The organism is Edaphobacter flagellatus (assembly GCF_025264665.1).
In the GTDB taxonomy this organism is placed as follows: Bacteria; Acidobacteriota; Terriglobia; order Terriglobales; family Acidobacteriaceae; genus Edaphobacter; species Edaphobacter flagellatus.
Genome location: NZ_CP073697.1, coordinates 3,686,488 through 3,701,830 on the forward strand (window position 1 = coordinate 3,686,488; position 15,343 = coordinate 3,701,830).

The 15,343-nt window shown below is 55.2% G+C and carries 10 protein-coding genes; 3 read left to right on the forward strand and 7 right to left on the reverse strand.

Annotated features, from left to right (window positions below):
- Positions 1-145: 145 nt before the first annotated feature.
- The 5 genes from KFE13_RS15465 to KFE13_RS15485 form a co-directional block, all read right to left on the reverse strand.
- Positions 146-742: a TetR/AcrR family transcriptional regulator gene (locus KFE13_RS15465; RefSeq protein WP_260704029.1), complete on the reverse strand. Its 597-nt coding sequence runs from the start codon at positions 740-742 to the stop codon at positions 146-148.
- A 19-nt stretch (positions 743-761) separates the two neighbouring features.
- Complete coding sequence (locus tag KFE13_RS15470; RefSeq protein WP_260704031.1) at positions 762-1,562, reverse strand: SDR family NAD(P)-dependent oxidoreductase; 801 nt, start codon at positions 1,560-1,562, stop codon at positions 762-764.
- Between the two features lie 98 nt (positions 1,563-1,660).
- Positions 1,661-2,302: a GNAT family N-acetyltransferase gene (locus KFE13_RS15475; RefSeq protein ID WP_260704033.1), complete on the reverse strand. Its 642-nt coding sequence runs from the start codon at positions 2,300-2,302 to the stop codon at positions 1,661-1,663.
- Between the two features lie 284 nt (positions 2,303-2,586).
- Entirely contained in the window at positions 2,587-3,405 is an 819-nt protein-coding gene (locus KFE13_RS15480; protein ID WP_260704034.1) for an SDR family NAD(P)-dependent oxidoreductase, read from the reverse strand.
- Between the two features lie 398 nt (positions 3,406-3,803).
- Positions 3,804-7,613 (reverse strand): beta strand repeat-containing protein, encoded by a 3,810-nt coding sequence (locus tag KFE13_RS15485; RefSeq protein WP_260704036.1) that lies wholly within the window; start codon positions 7,611-7,613, stop codon positions 3,804-3,806.
- 379 nt (positions 7,614-7,992) lie between these two features.
- Between KFE13_RS15485 and KFE13_RS15490 the strand changes: the two genes are divergently transcribed.
- From KFE13_RS15490 to KFE13_RS15500, 3 genes are all read left to right on the forward strand, one after another.
- Positions 7,993-11,031: a CHAT domain-containing tetratricopeptide repeat protein gene (locus KFE13_RS15490; protein WP_260704064.1), complete on the forward strand. Its 3,039-nt coding sequence runs from the start codon at positions 7,993-7,995 to the stop codon at positions 11,029-11,031.
- Positions 11,028-11,624, forward strand: a complete 597-nt coding sequence (locus KFE13_RS15495; protein WP_260704065.1) for a hypothetical protein — start codon at positions 11,028-11,030, stop codon at positions 11,622-11,624. Before KFE13_RS15490 ends, KFE13_RS15495 begins: the two co-directional genes overlap by 4 nt.
- Before the next feature lie 89 nt (positions 11,625-11,713).
- Positions 11,714-12,406, forward strand: coding sequence for an HAD family hydrolase (locus KFE13_RS15500; protein ID WP_260704066.1), 693 nt, complete (start codon positions 11,714-11,716; stop codon positions 12,404-12,406).
- 272 nt (positions 12,407-12,678) lie between these two features.
- Here KFE13_RS15500 and KFE13_RS15505 read toward each other — a convergent pair whose 3' ends face one another.
- Together KFE13_RS15505 and KFE13_RS15510 are read right to left on the reverse strand one after the other, a co-directional pair.
- Entirely contained in the window at positions 12,679-13,200 is a 522-nt protein-coding gene (locus KFE13_RS15505; RefSeq protein WP_260704067.1) for an Hsp20/alpha crystallin family protein, read from the reverse strand.
- A gap of 685 nt (positions 13,201-13,885) precedes the next feature.
- Positions 13,886-15,169 (reverse strand): hypothetical protein, encoded by a 1,284-nt coding sequence (locus KFE13_RS15510; protein WP_260704068.1) that lies wholly within the window; start codon positions 15,167-15,169, stop codon positions 13,886-13,888.
- Positions 15,170-15,343: the final 174 nt, after the last annotated feature.

Sequence of the window (15,343 nt, forward strand, 5' to 3'; positions counted from 1 at the left end):
TGTTCTCCTTTGAGTAGCTTTTGGAGAGGGGTACTCGCCCTGTTTTTGCGCGAGGCTTCGCATCCAGCTTTGCAGCCGGTTGCCATGGGCCCAGGCTCAAAGCCGCTACTACCGGCCTATATCGACTGGGAGATATGGTGCGAGGTCAGGCTTTCGAGTGTTTCTTCAGCAATTGATCGAATGCGATCTGCATAAAGAGTTCCAGCGGAGCGTCGCTTGCTTCCGCCTGCGAACGCAGTACCGCTCCTTCCCAGCTATTGAGCAGAAAACCCGCCAGCGATTCAGGGTCTGTACCCGCAGGCAGTTCCTTCTGCGCGACCGCTTGCTCAATGACCGTAGCAATCGTGTGCTGCCAGTGCGTAAACGTAGCACTGATCTGTTTTCTCAGTTCTGGATTCGCTGCCGCAATCTCCAGACTGAAACGGCCCATCATACAGCCGGGAATAGCTCCTTTCTGGCCATAGTACTTCACGAGATCCGTGAAGTACTGCTTCAGACGTTTGAGTGGCGCCATCTTCGAGCCCATCAAGACCGAGTCGGCATGCGCAGCCTCGCGCTCGGTATATCTCCCGAGCGCTGCCGCCGCAAAGTCTTCTTTGCTCCCGAAGTGGTGGTAAAACGAGCCCTTCGGCACATCCGCCGCCTTCAGAATCTCTGCTACACCAGTAGCGTTGTATCCATGCTGGTGCATCAGCTTCAGACCTATGTCAATCAGGTGATCCCGCGTCGATTTCGTTGCCATAAAGACTCCTCTTGTGAGATCAGGCCTGGATGCCATACCGGGCTGCGGGCTTCCGACGCGAAAGGTTTGGGCCAAGAGCTTTGCGCGCCGAATCGTACTTCTCCCAGTCGGTGGGATCCGGTAGAGCCGGAATGGTAACCAACTCATGCTGATCGAGACCGGCGAGGGATGCATCGACCATATCCTCAGCGGCCATCACGATCTCGCTCGGCAGGTCCTCCACCGGACGACCGGCCTTCGCCCAGAAGGGTGTTGCCGTTGCGCCGGGCAACACAACCTGGATAGTGACACCTGTGCCTTCCAATTCGGTTTTCAACGCTTGCGTAAAGTTCACGACATACGCCTTGGTACCGCTGTATGTGCCGTTCAGAAGGTCTGGCGCAAGAGCCACGACGGAAGCAATGTTGATCAGCAGACCGTTCTTGCGCGTTACAAAACCTGGTAAAGCGGCAAGAGCCAATCGTGTTAGTGCAGTGACATTGAGATAGATCATCGATTCGAGATCGTCGATGTTCGAATCAAGAAGTTTCCCTGCGCTGCCCAGGCCCGCGTTGTTTACCAGTGCAGTAATTGCAGAGTCGGTACGCAAACGCTCAGCGATCCTCCGAACATCTTCCGCCTTCGTTAGGTCGGCGGCGATCGTTTCGATGCTGCGACCGGTGGACTTCAATCGTGCGGCAACCTCGGAGAGTTTCTCCTGGCTGCGAGCCACGAGAATGAGATCGTAACCGCGCTTGGCAAGGCGATCGGCGTAAACTGCGCCGATGCCGGTGGAAGCACCAGTGACAAGAGCGGTGCCTTTCGATGTGAATGCTGACATGGTGTTGAACCTCCTAGATTCCCGAGGTATTTTCCCTCGCACTTGAATAGATTAGACCGGTCGGTCTATGGATGCATAAAATTGTTTATTGTTAGAAGTTAGGCGTCGAGATTGGACACTCGCTCTTCCAGCATTTTTCGAAGAGCAACTTTGGTTGCTGGCCAGTCCCTAAACGTGAAGGAATAGTTCACGGTGTCGCGAACGAATCCGTCGCGCATAATTGTGTGGCAACGCAAGACTCCGTCACGTATAGCTCCAATTCTCTCCATGGCACGTTGCGATCGAACATTTCTGATATCAGTATTTAGCTCAACTCTGTTCGCCAAGATCCCTTCGAACGCGTGATTGAGCATTAGATACTTAGCCGCAGTATTGATGTGCGTCCGTCGGTATGGCGCACCTAGCCAAGTTTTCCCCAACTCTAGCCTTTTGTGTTCCGGCACGACGCGATAAAAACTCGTTGTCCCGACTGCCGATTGACTCGCTTCGTCGATGATGGCGAAGTTCAGCTCTGTGCCTCGCCTGTTGGCGTCCATTGCCCCGCCAATCCATGCCTCTAATTCGTCCCTCGATTCGAGGTGGGCAAAAGTCATGTAGCGCCAGATGTCCTCCTCTGTCGACCAACGATAGAGCTGTTCGAGATGGCTGTAATCGACGAGAGAAAGGCGCACCGAATAACCCTGGAGAGTTACCGGTTGCAAGGGCCATTGAAATAGCGACTCAGAATTTTGTGTTGCCACGTTGGACTACCTCCAGTCTTGCTCAAACCACGTTGCTTGTGTACTTCCAGATGTCGGGGGCACTCGGACCACTCTATCGGGATCTGCCTTTGCGAAAAAGAAAGATACCTCTCTGATAGACAGGATCAGGTCGCGTACGGGAGAGGTTGGAAGCGGTGGAGATTCCGCTGAAGAGTACGAACCAATCCCAAAGTTGTTGCCAGAGGCTTTTGTTTTCGCCTGAAGGCATCTCACTTCCCCCCAATTTTGTTCGATTTATTCAAAGCTCTGCAGGCACGTAGTGTTCACGCTAAGCGCTGCAACTCAGCTCCGACCTCATAGCGTGCTGCAGGTTTCCGATGAGAGAGGTTAGGTCCGAGCGCTTTGCGGGCCGCTTCGAAATTGTTCCAATCCGCGATGTTTGGCAGAGCGGGAATCGTCACTACCTCGTGTTGATTGAGGCCGGCAAGAGCCGCGTCGACCATGTCTTCAGCACTCATCACGATCTCGCTTGGCAGTTGCTCTACTGGCCGACCGGCCTTTGCCCAGAAAGGGGTTGCGGTCGCGCCGGGCAGGACAACCTGAACAGTGACTCCCATGCTTGCAACCTCCTCATGCAGCGCTTGCGTAAAGTTCACAACATAAGCTTTAGTACCGCTGTAGGTCCCATTCAGACGCTCCGGCGCAAGGGCAACCACCGAAGCAATATTGATCAATAAGCCGCGCTTACGAGCTATAAAACCCGGTAGAGCCGAGAGAGCCAACCGTGTTAGCGCCGTCACGTTGAGGTAGATCATCGACTCCAGATTGTCGATGTTCGAGGCGAGAAGCTTGCCGGCACTACCGAGGCCGGCATTATTGACGAGCGCCGTTATTCGAGAATCGCTTCTCAACCGTTCGGCGATGCGTTCTACATCGACCGCATTCGTCAGATCCGCCGGAATGGTCTCGATGGTGCGGCCGATAGACTTCAATCGCGCGGCAGTCTCGGAAAGCTTCTCGGCGTCGCGTGCAACGAGGATGAGATCGTAGCCACGTTGGGCAAGGCGGTCGGCATAGACCGCACCGATACCGGTCGACGCGCCAGTGATAGGAGCAATATCCTGATGTGTTGATTCAGACATGTATGCTGCCTCCCGGGTGAACGAAGCTTTTCACCCGCGCCTTGATAAGAAGCACTTGCGGTGCCAAAACCCGTCGAGCCGCTAGTACGCACAAAATGAGCAGTTTAGAGTTTTCCGCCCTGTCGAAGATGTGTTGCGTGTTGCAAATGTTGAAAATATAAGTCGACAGAAGCTATCGCAGAGAAGCTCCCACTCTCTGCCCTACGCCGCCATCCGCTCTGTCCGTGGACGAATAGCCAGAACGCTGCATGGCGCATTCTCCTCTAAACCGGCTACCGTACTCCAAAGGCGAGAAATATGGGTACTATGTTGCCGAAGCCCGATGATAAGTAGGTCTGCATGGCTCGAGCGAAGGAAAGAGCATCGACGTGTCTTTGATGTTGCTTATGGCAGCTTGATCAATTAGTTGAGGTAAGAGTGTAACTAGCCGTGCGTGAGAGGCTCCCTGAGGTTGCGGTGATAGTTACGATGGAGGTTGTTGTCTTCGCTCCTGATCCGCCGCAACCTGAAATAGAGTAAAGCGCACCGGCGGCCAGGACTGTCCAGAGGCTCGCAGAGAGCAGACGCCGTGAACGTCCGCGGATCAACAACCATGCTCCGATGCTAAGTGTGAATACTATTCCGGGTGTATAGCGTTGTCCAGGCCCGGAACGGGTTGCAGCAGATGATGTTGCGCTGAAGGTGACGGTCGTAGTCGAAGCTGCACCGCCGGAAGGCGTTACTGTTAACGGGCTGAAAGCGCAGGAAACCCCTGAAGGTAGCCCGGAACAGGAGAAGGCGACGGTTGAGTTAAAGCCGTTGGAAGGTGTGACGGTAACAGTGGCGGAAGCCGGCGAAGATTTTGTCTCAGTTCCACTTGCGGAACTGAGAGAGATTGCAAAGTCGGAAACAGGCGCGGTGATGGTAACGGTGACTGCGGTTGAGGTCGAAGCGCCAAAGGTTGTTGTCCCAGCGTATTTTGCTGTGATGCTGTGGGATCCGGCAACAAGCGAAGACGTGCTGAACGTCCCTTTCCCCGTTCCATCGAGTGTCCCGGTTCCCAATGTGGTGGTGCCATCGAAGAAGGTGACTGTACCTGACGGTATAGCGCTGCCTGAAGCCGCGGTCACGGTTGCCGCCAATGCGATGCTGGTTCCCGTCACGGTGGAAGTGGGCGAAGCGCTCAAGGTTGTTGTTGTCGCAATAGACGCCGCATTGACTGTAATGGAGACGGCAGATGAGGTGCTGCTCGCGAAGCTGGTATCTCCACCATAGACGGCAGTGATGCTGTGGCTTCCACTGGCCGTCAGAGCGGAAGTGGCAAGCGTGGCTGTGCCGGAGGAGAGCGTGCCGGTACCCAGACTGGTTGTTCCGTCGAGGAAGGTGACGGTGCCGGTGGGAGTTCCAGTACTGCCGGAGGCCCCGGTGACGGTGGCGGTGAGGGTAATGCCGGCGCCGGGGTTAATGGTCGTCGCGGACGAGCTGAGCGCGATTGTCGTAGCGTACTGGGTCACTTTCGGCGCAACGATATTGAGCAGAACGGTCTGGCCGACGAGGATGTCCGGCTTGCCATCTTTGTTGAGATCGAGCGCAGTAGCGGTTCCGGAAGTGGCGATAGAGATAAGGTCTTTTGGAATGATGTTGCTGTTGTATGGAACCGAAGTAAAGGTGCCATCCCCGTTGCCGTAGAAGAGGCCGCCGAAGTCATTGGAATCGAGTAAGGCGAGGTCAATTTTGCCGTCGTTATCGAAGTCAGCGGAAGCAAGACCGCTGGAGCGGATGGCGTCGCCGCCTGCGAGGTTGGCGAACTTTGGAGTGGCGAAGGTGCCGTCTCCGTTGCCGAGGGCGATGGCGAGTTGGGCCTGCGAGGAAGACGTCTCGGTGAGAGCAGCGATATCGAGCTTGCCGTCTTTGTTGAAGTCGGCGACGGTAATTTGTCCGAGATAAGTTGTGGTGATGGCAGATACAGGGGCGGCGAAGGTTCCATCCGGCTTGGCGAGAAAGACCTGCACATAGCTGGTGGTCACGCCTACTCCATTGACGACTGCAAAGCTGCTACTGCGGGCGACGATGTCGGTGAGGCCATTGTTATTGACGTCAGCTGTAGAAGAGATCTGCGGAAGGTTTGCGCTGCTGGTGAACGGAGTGCTGCTGGTAGCAGTATAGGTGAGGGCGATAGCGCCAAAGGTACCGTTTCCGTTGCCAGGAAGCACGGCTATGCCGCGGTTGAAGCTGCCGGTAGTGCCGCCGGCGGTCTCGTCGAAGACGGCGGCTAGATCATTTTTGCCGTCATGGTTGAAGTCGGCGATGCGAAGACTGGTGATGCTCGTAGCGTTGTCGTAGGTGGACGCGATCTGTGGGAATCCGGTAGCGGTTGCGGCCGCGAAGGTTCCATCGCCGTTGTTCAGCGCGACAAAGTAGACGCTGTACCCACGGTAGTTGGAGACGTAGACGGCGTCGGCCTTGCCGTCGCCGTTGATATCGCCGAGCGCGTAGCTGCTGGGAGTGAGGTTGGAGGTGTTTTCGGTGACGGGCGAGGTGAACTCACTGACGGTGAAGGTCACGGATGTGGGCACGGTGATGGTGGAACCCTTCGTGAAGACTCCGCTGGCCGAGCCGAGCTGAACAGTGAAGACGGTGTTCTGGCCGTTAACGGTGCCGCTGGTGGGAATGATGAGGTCGGGATAACCGTCGCCGTTGACGTCGGCGAGATTGGCGCCGGTGTAGGCGCCCGGCGCAACGGGCGCACCGACAAGGGTGCCGTCGCCTTTGCCCATCAGGACGTAGGCTGCGGCGTTGGCGCTGTCGTCGCCGGAGAAGAAACCTGAGTTCGAGAGACCGCTGTAGATGTCGAGGTTGCCGTCGCCGTCGAGATCGGTGGCGGTGACAAAGCCGGTGTTGGCGATGGAACTGTAGGAGGCGCCGGGGGCGAAAGTACCGTCACCTTTGCCAAGCCAGATGGAAATGACGTTGCCGGTGTTGAGGACGAGGTCCATCTTGCCGTCTTTGTTGATGTCGCCAGCGGCAAGGTTGGGGCCTTTTCCGGATGTCGCGGTGGCGTAAGGGAAGGCGGGAGTGGAGACGGGAGTGAAGGTGCCATCGCCTTTGCCGAGTAGGACAAGACCGTTGGAGCAAATGATGTCCTTCTTGCCGTCGCCGTTCACGTCGGCCGTGATGAGGTTGACGATCGGCGTGGATGTGGGTGTGGAGCTGCCGGGCAGAGGCGCAGAGAAGCTCTGGGCCGCGTTGAAGGTGCCGTCTCCCTTTCCGGTGAGGACGGAGATGTTCTGGTCATCGGAGGCGACGATGAGATCGGGTTTGCCGTCGTTATTGATGTCGTCGACGACGGCGGCAACGGACATGCTACCTGCGGTGGGATAGGAGACGGGGTTCTGGAAGGTGCCATCGCCATTGCCGATGACGACGGAGACGAAGGCGCTCGAGGCGTTATAAGCGTTGACGACAAGGAGGTCGCCATTGCCGTCTCCGTTGAAGTCCGCGGTGGTGAGTGCGGTGGCGTTGGGGAGCGAGGTTAGAGCATTGAAGCTTGCCGTTGTGAGATCGCTGCTGGGGGTGAGGATAAAGACGGCGTTGCTGCTGGTGTTTCCTGCGATGGCAGCAAAGACGTAGGCGGAGTTGGCTTTCTTGGGCAGAACGACGGCGGGACGTGTGCTTAGGCCGCCTGGTGCTGCTCCGCAGCCGAGAGGGTAGGTATCAGGAGTGGTCGTGAGCTGGGCGAGCTGGTGCAGTGTGCGCTCATAATTTGTTGTGATTCCACTGATGGAGGCTCTGCCGGTGAGAGCAGAGCTGCCGGTGGCGAGATTGAGGGAGCAGTCCGCGGCACGGTTCATGAGGAAGTAGTTGCCGGAGGGCTGGGTGATTGCCGTGAAGTTGCCAAGAAAGCTGGCGGTGCCGGTCTGTGATCCGTCACTGCCTGTGAGTTTGGCAGTAAGACCCGGACGTGCGTTTCCGAAGGGGAGAGCGTAGCCGAGTCCGAAGGCAGTGAAGATACCCAGACGAACGGTGGGTGAATCCGAAAGATCGATGACATCGTTCTTGCCGCAGCTTCCACAGCCTTCGTCGCCCATGATGATGTAAGAGAGGCAGGCGAAGAGAAGTGCCGATGCGATGCGTTGGCGGCGGCTTATATGGGCCGTCGGCTGGAAGTATCCGGACAAGGCGCGGGACAGACCGGAAGAGCGCAGGCAAGAGGTTAGTCGATTGAGCATCCACCTAACTCCACTTCTATGAAGATTCACAGCAAACACTCTGAACCAGGTTGCTGGAGACGCTAGCCGGCAACATAAGGTCCAGAGCACAGACCCACATCCCTGCGGGGTACAGTTGGTTTTCCGCTTCTACAGTTGAGTGATGGAAAGACAGAAAACATCACGCAATTTTCTTTATGCCTCTTCGGAAGGTTGATATGCTGGCTGCACTCTCCCTACTACCCAAGCGAACGGGAAAATTTGTATGGAGCCCCACCGTAGTTTTGTTATCTCCGTTATTTTGTTTGCCATGGGAGCCGGGATAGGACGGTCGCAACCGATGCCGCTCCCCGCGACGAGCCCTGTTTCGATTGCTCTTAGCCCGGGACAAAGGCAAATCTTGGAGATCAGGGGCGAAGCGAATGGGCTTGCAGTAATAGAGGTTCGCCTCGAAGGTGGCTTGGTAGCTCTGCAATCTCCGGATGCACCGAAGAGGCTGCTCGATCTTGGCCGCGGAGGCCATGCCATCTTTGCGGTACCCGTATCGGCAGAAGGAACAGCGGCTCTTGAGCTTAGTTCTGCGGAACAACGACGTGAGGCGCGGGTAACCGTCTCGGATGTAACGAGCAACCACACCCGTGAAGAGCAGGAGCATCTGCACGTTGCAACTGTCGCCTTCGCCCGGGCGGATAGCGCGCGACGGCACCAGGCTGGAGCACCTGATGCGGTAACGGCACTGCGAGAGTACGACCGTGCTGCAAGCGAGGCAGAGGCAGCCCAGGATATTTCCTTTGTCCGCTGGGCGATGATCCAGAAGGCACGCTTTCTGATCTATCAGCAGAGCACCTTCGTTGAAGCACGGGATCTACTCTTGCGAGCAGCCGTACTGCCGCTTGATAGAGACGAAGCCACGTTGGCTCTTACCTATAAAACGCTGAGTACAGTCAACAATTTTCTGGGAGATCTACCGGCAGCTGCAACTTCGGCGGAACAGTCGCTGGCGTTCTATCGCAAGACAGGCGACGTGTACTGGCAGGGAATCGTTCTCGGCAATCTGATCTCCACGTATGGTGATATGGGGCGCGAGGCGGAGGCAATCGCTGCGGGCAGGGAAGCCTTGTCGGATGCAGAGCAGACCCAGGACATGGCTGGCGTGGTCTTTTGTCTCACGGAGCTGGCGAGCCTCTATCGCGAGCAAGGCGAGTACCAGCGCGCCTTCCAGGCATTCCGCGACGCCTTGGTATGGGGGGAGAACATCCACTATGCCCCGGATGTAGAAGCCGAGATCGAAAAGGAACTCGGGGTCTTCTACGCCGACATGGGGCTGTGGGAGGAGGCTCAGGCCCAATTGCAACTCTGTCTTCAACATGCGACTGCAGACGGACCTACCGCTCTAGGTGCGCGCGGTGTGCTGGCTCGCGTGCTGGAGAAGAACGGCAATAGCGCGGCGTCACTGCGCGAATATCAGGCCGCAATCTCGATAGCCGGTAAGCTGCAACTGCAACCCGAAGAGGCGATGTTGCGTCTTGAACGCTCATCCGTACTGCTTCGCGCAGGCAACATCGCGGCAGCGCGAGCAGATACTTCAGCCGCCGGAAAACTTGCTGAGACGCTCGGTATTCCAGCTCTAACGATTCGCGCAACACTCGCGGACGCCTCTATCGAAGCGCAGAGCTGCACGGTATCGGCAAAAGCCTCCTGCGATAGTGCAGTGCAGGACTATGAGAGGGCGCTATCGCTGACTGAAAATACAGGAGAACGAGAAGAAGAGGCCGTCGCATACGCCGGTTTGGCTCGAACGTATGTGTCTCGGCAGGATTATGACGACGCGTTGCGAATGATCGAACGCTGCCTTTATATCGTGGAACATTCTCGCGCAAGTCTGGCGAGCCATAGCCTGGCGGCGAGCTTCTTAACCGAACGCCGCGATCTGTACGACCTCGCGATCGAGATCACCATGAAACTTGCTTTGCAACATCCCAATGAGAGATATGGCGAGACTGCGTTCCTGTATGCCGAACGTGGGCGAATGAGAAACATGCTGGATGTGATCAGCGAAGAGGGCGAGGCCTCTGGTCAACCTGGCCCTCCGGATCTTCGAAGACGTATCCTTGCGAATGACCATCAGATCGAAAATCAAAAAGCTTTGCTCCTGACAAAGAGCGGGGAAAAGAATGCAGCCATCGCGCTGCGCAAACTATACCTGGAACAGGATGCACTGGACGCTGAAGCACGAAGACAAGGAATCTGGTCGCAACAACAAAAAATAGTTGCAGATCCAGATCGAATCGCATCGACGGAAGATGTCCAGCGATTGCTCTTGCGTCCTGATACGGCCTTGATCGCGTTCTCTCTCGGGGCAACGCAGAGCTATCGATGGGAGATTACGCAACGCACGATACACGTTTCGATACTTCCCTCAGCCGCGGAACTTCGCCGGTCGATCCTGCCTTTGCAGCGACTGCTTATCGCGCGAAGCATCGATCTCCACCCCGGCGAAGATGCCGCGCAATATCATTCGCGACGCGATGCATTCGATTCGACAAGAGAACGCGGCCTTGTAGATGCTGGCCGAAAGCTATTACCACAATTACCTCAGAATATTCGCCATCTCTACATCGTCGCTGATGGGCCGCTTTCGTCTCTTTCGTGGAATGCTCTACGGATTCCCTGCGGAGCACGCCGGCTCTGTTACGCCATTGAACGGTTTGCCATTGCGTCGGAGCCTTCTGCTTCGGTTGCGGTTCAGCTGGCTCGGCATCCGACACGTACAGCCGGACAAAATATTCTCATCGTTGCCGACCCGATAACGCAATCGGGCCAGCCTGCGCCGCGATGGGCATCGTTTGCTCCGTTGCCTGGCACGCGCCGCGAAGCCGGCGCTATTGCGCGGCTTATTCCAGCAGAGTCGCTGCAGATCATTCATGGCGAAATGGCGACGGTCGATAATGTACGCGCCTTGTCAAAGAACCTGTCGATTCTTCACTTCGCCACTCACACGTTTTTGGTGCCTGGTCATCCCGAGCTGTCGGGAATCGCTCTGTCACCGGAGCGAGGAAAGTCTGAGGAAAAGAGCATTCTCTGGCTGCATGATATTCCTACGCTCCAAGCGCCATCGTTAGTGGTCCTAAATGGCTGCTCGACTCAGGGGCAGGGTTTGGGTGGCGAGGAATTGAGCGCTCTGACCCAGGCATTCCTTTATGCCGGCTCGCACGAAGTGATCGGAACTATCTGGAGCATAGATGATGAAGTCGCGGCTGTGCTTATGGAGCATTTCTACCGGGAGCTGATCTCGCGCCATAGGAAAGCCGTTGATGCCCTGCGTTCGGCGCAGCTTGGCTTGCTTAAGAGTGGGGCAAATCTCTCCGATTGGGCCGGTTTTGTTATCGATGGGGTTCCAGCTGAAACAGTAAACCCGCAGATGATAGGCAGAAGATGATGCAGCCCGAGCTTCTGAATGTTCTGCTCGAAGTGCTGGGGGAAACCCGGGAAGAAGCCGGCGCAGCGTATCGAGAGATACACGAACGGCTGACTCGTTTTTTTAGCCTGAACAATGGAAGTGATCCGCAGACGCTGGCTGATGAAGTGATGGACCGCCTGGCGAAACGAACGGTCAACGAACCTAAGGAAAAGATCATCTCGCCGCATGCTTTTGCGTTGGGTATCGCACGGCATCTGTTACAAGAAGATCAGCGACGGTATGCCCGAGAGACAAAGGTTGCACGAGACTGGGATGTTCGCTCTGGAGCCTCTGAGAACGATCAAGAGCAGCTACTTGAGGCGCTCGAAGAGTGCATGAGTCATATGTCCAAGGACAAGAGGAAACTACTCCTTGCCTATTACTCGTGGCCAGAAGGAAAGAAGATCGATCATCATCGCGAAATGGCTGATCGTCATGGACTGACGATGAATGCTTTGCGTAATCGCGTGATGCGTGCACGTTCCGAACTGGACAGCTGTGTGCGTAATCGTCAGCGTGATGTTTCACCGAAAAAAGACATAACTAAGCGAAGGACTGTGGGGGACCTCTGAAGGATTTCAACCAAAACGTGCGTCGTGACCTGATTGCGTATATCGGCAAGACAATGTCTGCCGAGCAACGCGAAAGCTTCGAGCAGAGGATGTTCGAGGATGCTTCGTTCTCGGAGGCAATCGAGGCGGTCGAGTTCGACCTGGTGGAAGGGTACGCAGATGGAACACTTTCAGACACAGAACGCCAGCAACTGAAAGCATGGGTCGATTCCTCTGCTGAACGCAGGGCACAGATTCGTATCGCTCAGAGCTTGCGTCGGTCTGTGGCGAGACGCAGGCAAGTGCGCCTCATGAAGGGAGTGGGATGGACTTCGGCAATCGCGGCCTGTTTGATTCTTGCCGTATCGTGGCCGCTGCTGCGCGCCCATCGTTCCTTGCTTTCGAAGGCGCCTGTCACTCACACAACCTCGACCCTTCCATCCATTGCTGAAAACGAGGATGTCATTTTGCTTGTGGTTGAACGTCTTCGCGATCGTGAGAAGAACAACCGCGTTACGACCTACACCATTCATGCCGACGCTCGCATCCGCCTGCAGGTGATCCTGCCTTCGGGCCACACTGAACCCGCCTACTCGATTCGCATCCATCCAATTGACGGGAGATCAAAGTCGGAACTTTATTTTGATGGCCTTATTCTGCAAAGCGAAAAAGGTATGACCTATCTTGATGTGACGTTGGCGCCCGAGTCGCTGAAATCTGGAACGTATGTAGCGGAAATCCGATCACGGAACCTGGTCTATTCTCAGATGTTCAGGGTTGAGTTGGCACAAGGCTCCCGTTGAACCATCGCATGACCATCCGGATGAAGCCGCTCGGAAATGGATGCTGACCCTAGGAAACCAGTCCATCATGTTGTATCGGATCGGCAGAGTCTAAACTTAATCAAGAACATGTATCTCGTGTACTTCTCTACAATCTTGAAGACGCAAGATCCCCTTTGTACTTGCGCCTTCCAGACCGCTGGAGACGGCAAAGCACTCCCGAAGGAGCGCTTTGCCGTCCTCATAAGGGTTTGGGTGAGATTGCTAGCGGCGTCGAGCTATACCAAAGCCTTTCAGGCTGCGTGGGATGCTTCCACTTGTTTAGGGGTCGCCTTCGAATTGCTGTCGGAGCCGATCTCGATCTTCAACTGCTTTGGCTTGGCGGCTTCTTTCTTCTGCAGGGTGATCGAGAGAACGCCATTTTCGTAGCTTGCTCGAGCGGAATCCGTCTCAATCGTAGCGGGTAGCGTGAAGCTGCGGACGAAGCTGCCGTACCGCCGCTCGATCCGGTGAAAGTTCTCTTCTTTTTCGTCCTTCACAAGCTTGCGTTCACCTTTAACCGTCAGGGTCTGGTTCTCTAGATTGATCTGGAGATCCTCCTGCGGAATTCCCGGCACTTCCAGTTTGAGTACAAGCCGGTTTGTGTCCTCATAAATATCGACTGGAGGGATGAAATTACCAGCACTGAGGCTTTCGTTCGGCATATCGCCGTTTGCGCTGGCGAAGTCGTTGAAGATCGAGTTCAACCTGTTCTGGAGTACTGCAACGCCCTCCAGCGGCGAACGGAACGGAACAAAGCGAGTCATCGTGGTCATAGCACTCTCCTTATAACTTCCTCAAAATAGGTTGTGAGGGCAATCCCTCACCTACATTATGACGTAAATCTTCTAAAAAAAAGTTGCAAGTAAATTGATAGAAAACAACTCATATTTTGAAGAAAATATGAACTGATCCACCATAGTCCGCTTGCGGCCACTGGGTGTCGTTCACTAGTGATCTCACTTTGCTTTTGGAACAACGATGTTTGCAGACGGGAGAATTCCCTGTCGAATCCGAGGAAGTGTTCGACGAGATTTGCCATCTCCTCTCGAACCGGCACAGAGTCTCCAATTATGGATCAGGAGGCTCATTCTCGATTCGACTTATAAGGCACTCCAAGTTTTGCGACAGCTAGGCAACACGCATCATCAACCTTGATGAGGAGGTCAGGTGAGAACAACCTTGGCCTCCGATTCAGTTGAATACACCAGTGCATTCGTGAATAAGCAGAGAAAGGTGTATGCCGTCATGAGAGATGGTCACCTCCGGCTTCCGAGGCTCTCTAATTTAGGCAATATCTCGTGTTCAGGATAGCGCTTCGGTTTGGTTCATGATTGGACCCTCTGCAGAACCCCTCTGTGCTTGCCCTTGGTCAGTAAGCAAATTCGAGGCGAATTACTTCAGCACTGTCGAGACAATCCACAGGGCCGGCGATCGTTGCCCCATGCGCGGCACCAATTTCTATGAGACGAGGCGATAGGCGACGATATTTGACTGCGTGACATTGCCGTTGAGACTGTCGGCCTCCAGCAGGACCTCAAAGTGTGGAATAGTGCCATCTGACCGCTGAATCTTACCGAGGAATTCGCTAAACGATTGATTGTTCAACAAAAAATCAACGGCAGCCTGCGTGCCAGGACTAGTGGTGCCTGCCACCAACAGCACATGCCCCTGGTGGTCCAGACTGGGTTGGAAATCAATGACGCCATAAACATGTCTTGTCGCCCCATCTTCGTTTTCGGTATAGAGTGCAGCTTCGCCGCTTTGGGGCGATTTATTGATCACCAGATTCTTATGTTTGTTCCAGTCGTACTCGACATAGAAGTTCATATTGTTAGCGAAGAGTTCAACCCAGGGGTTGGCCCGTGATCCGCCGATGAGGATGAGGTTGTTCTCCTTCGCATCGGTGATGCTGATGTCTCTGGCATAGCGAATCTCGGGCATCTGCTTGACCTCGGGCACACGCACGATTTTTGCAACAAGACTAAGGTCGGCCATGCTCGTGTAGTGGAAGAACTCAAGATCAGCTTGGCCGAAGAGCTGAAGGGCTTCCGACGACTGGATGTCCAACAAATATTCACGGTTTAGATAGCGTTGCAGCGAGACGGGTTTCTTCGTGACCTGCTCAACCAGAATCAGCGTGCTATCTGCTGGGACAATTATTGGATTGCGATGCGGATCGAAGACAGTACCCCAGAACTGGCTTTCTGGGCTTTGAAATTGTTTCCTGCTGTGCCGAAGCAGCAGGAAAGTGCATACACCTAACAAAATGAGAGATCCGGAAAGAATTGCCGCGATCACTCTATGCCGTCGAGAAATCTCAGCGAGTGGGGTTGATATTCGCTCCCCGCCAGAATCCGGTATTGTCTCGGCAAGAGAGCTCGCTTGCGTCAGAGCGAAGTCCCGATTCTGCTCAAACAGCGGAACATAGCTGCCCTTCGGAATGATGATGCGCAACGGCTCTTGCGCGCCAACAGTGCGAAAGTAATCATCCAGGCGTTGGCGCAGTTGGCGGGCCTGCGAACGGACGATGCTATCTTCTCCCGGATTATATGCAGAGGAACGGCCGAAGACTTCAACGCCGATTTGATGCTCGTTGATCTCGGTGCCGCGACCAGTCAACTCCATCTCGCAAATAAACTTCAGAAAATCACGAAGTCGTGACGATTTCTCAAAGAGTTGCGAGTTGAGCACTCTCACGCTCAACTGCCAGCGAGGGTCGTTCGGGTCGGGCAAAGCGGGCATCAGACACCCATCCTACACCCAGCGGTGTCTCGCGACTGGGCTCTCGACTGAAGAGCGGGAAAGAGCCTCAGGGTATGGTGCCTCCAACGTTTTCTTAAGGATTATGAGCCGCAGTAGGAGCTCTAAGCCGTGGTTTTTTTCACGCGATAGTCTCCGCATAACTCACGATCCTAC

What these genes read in the sequence shown, in the direction of transcription:
- KFE13_RS15465 (WP_260704029.1), bottom strand. Translation starts at nt 742, where the DNA reads ATGGCAACGAAATCGACGCGGGATCACCTGATTGACATAGGTCTGAAG.
- KFE13_RS15470 (WP_260704031.1), bottom strand. Translation starts at nt 1,562, where the DNA reads ATGTCAGCATTCACATCGAAAGGCACCGCTCTTGTCACTGGTGCTTCC.
- KFE13_RS15480 (WP_260704034.1), bottom strand. Translation starts at nt 3,405, where the DNA reads ATGTCTGAATCAACACATCAGGATATTGCTCCTATCACTGGCGCGTCG.
- KFE13_RS15485 (WP_260704036.1), bottom strand. Translation starts at nt 7,613, where the DNA reads ATGCTCAATCGACTAACCTCTTGCCTGCGCTCTTCCGGTCTGTCCCGC.
- KFE13_RS15495 (WP_260704065.1), top strand. Translation starts at nt 11,028, where the DNA reads ATGATGCAGCCCGAGCTTCTGAATGTTCTGCTCGAAGTGCTGGGGGAA.
- KFE13_RS15500 (WP_260704066.1), top strand. Translation starts at nt 11,714, where the DNA reads ATGTTCGAGGATGCTTCGTTCTCGGAGGCAATCGAGGCGGTCGAGTTC.
- KFE13_RS15505 (WP_260704067.1), bottom strand. Translation starts at nt 13,200, where the DNA reads ATGACCACGATGACTCGCTTTGTTCCGTTCCGTTCGCCGCTGGAGGGC.
- KFE13_RS15510 (WP_260704068.1), bottom strand. Translation starts at nt 15,169, where the DNA reads ATGCCCGCTTTGCCCGACCCGAACGACCCTCGCTGGCAGTTGAGCGTG.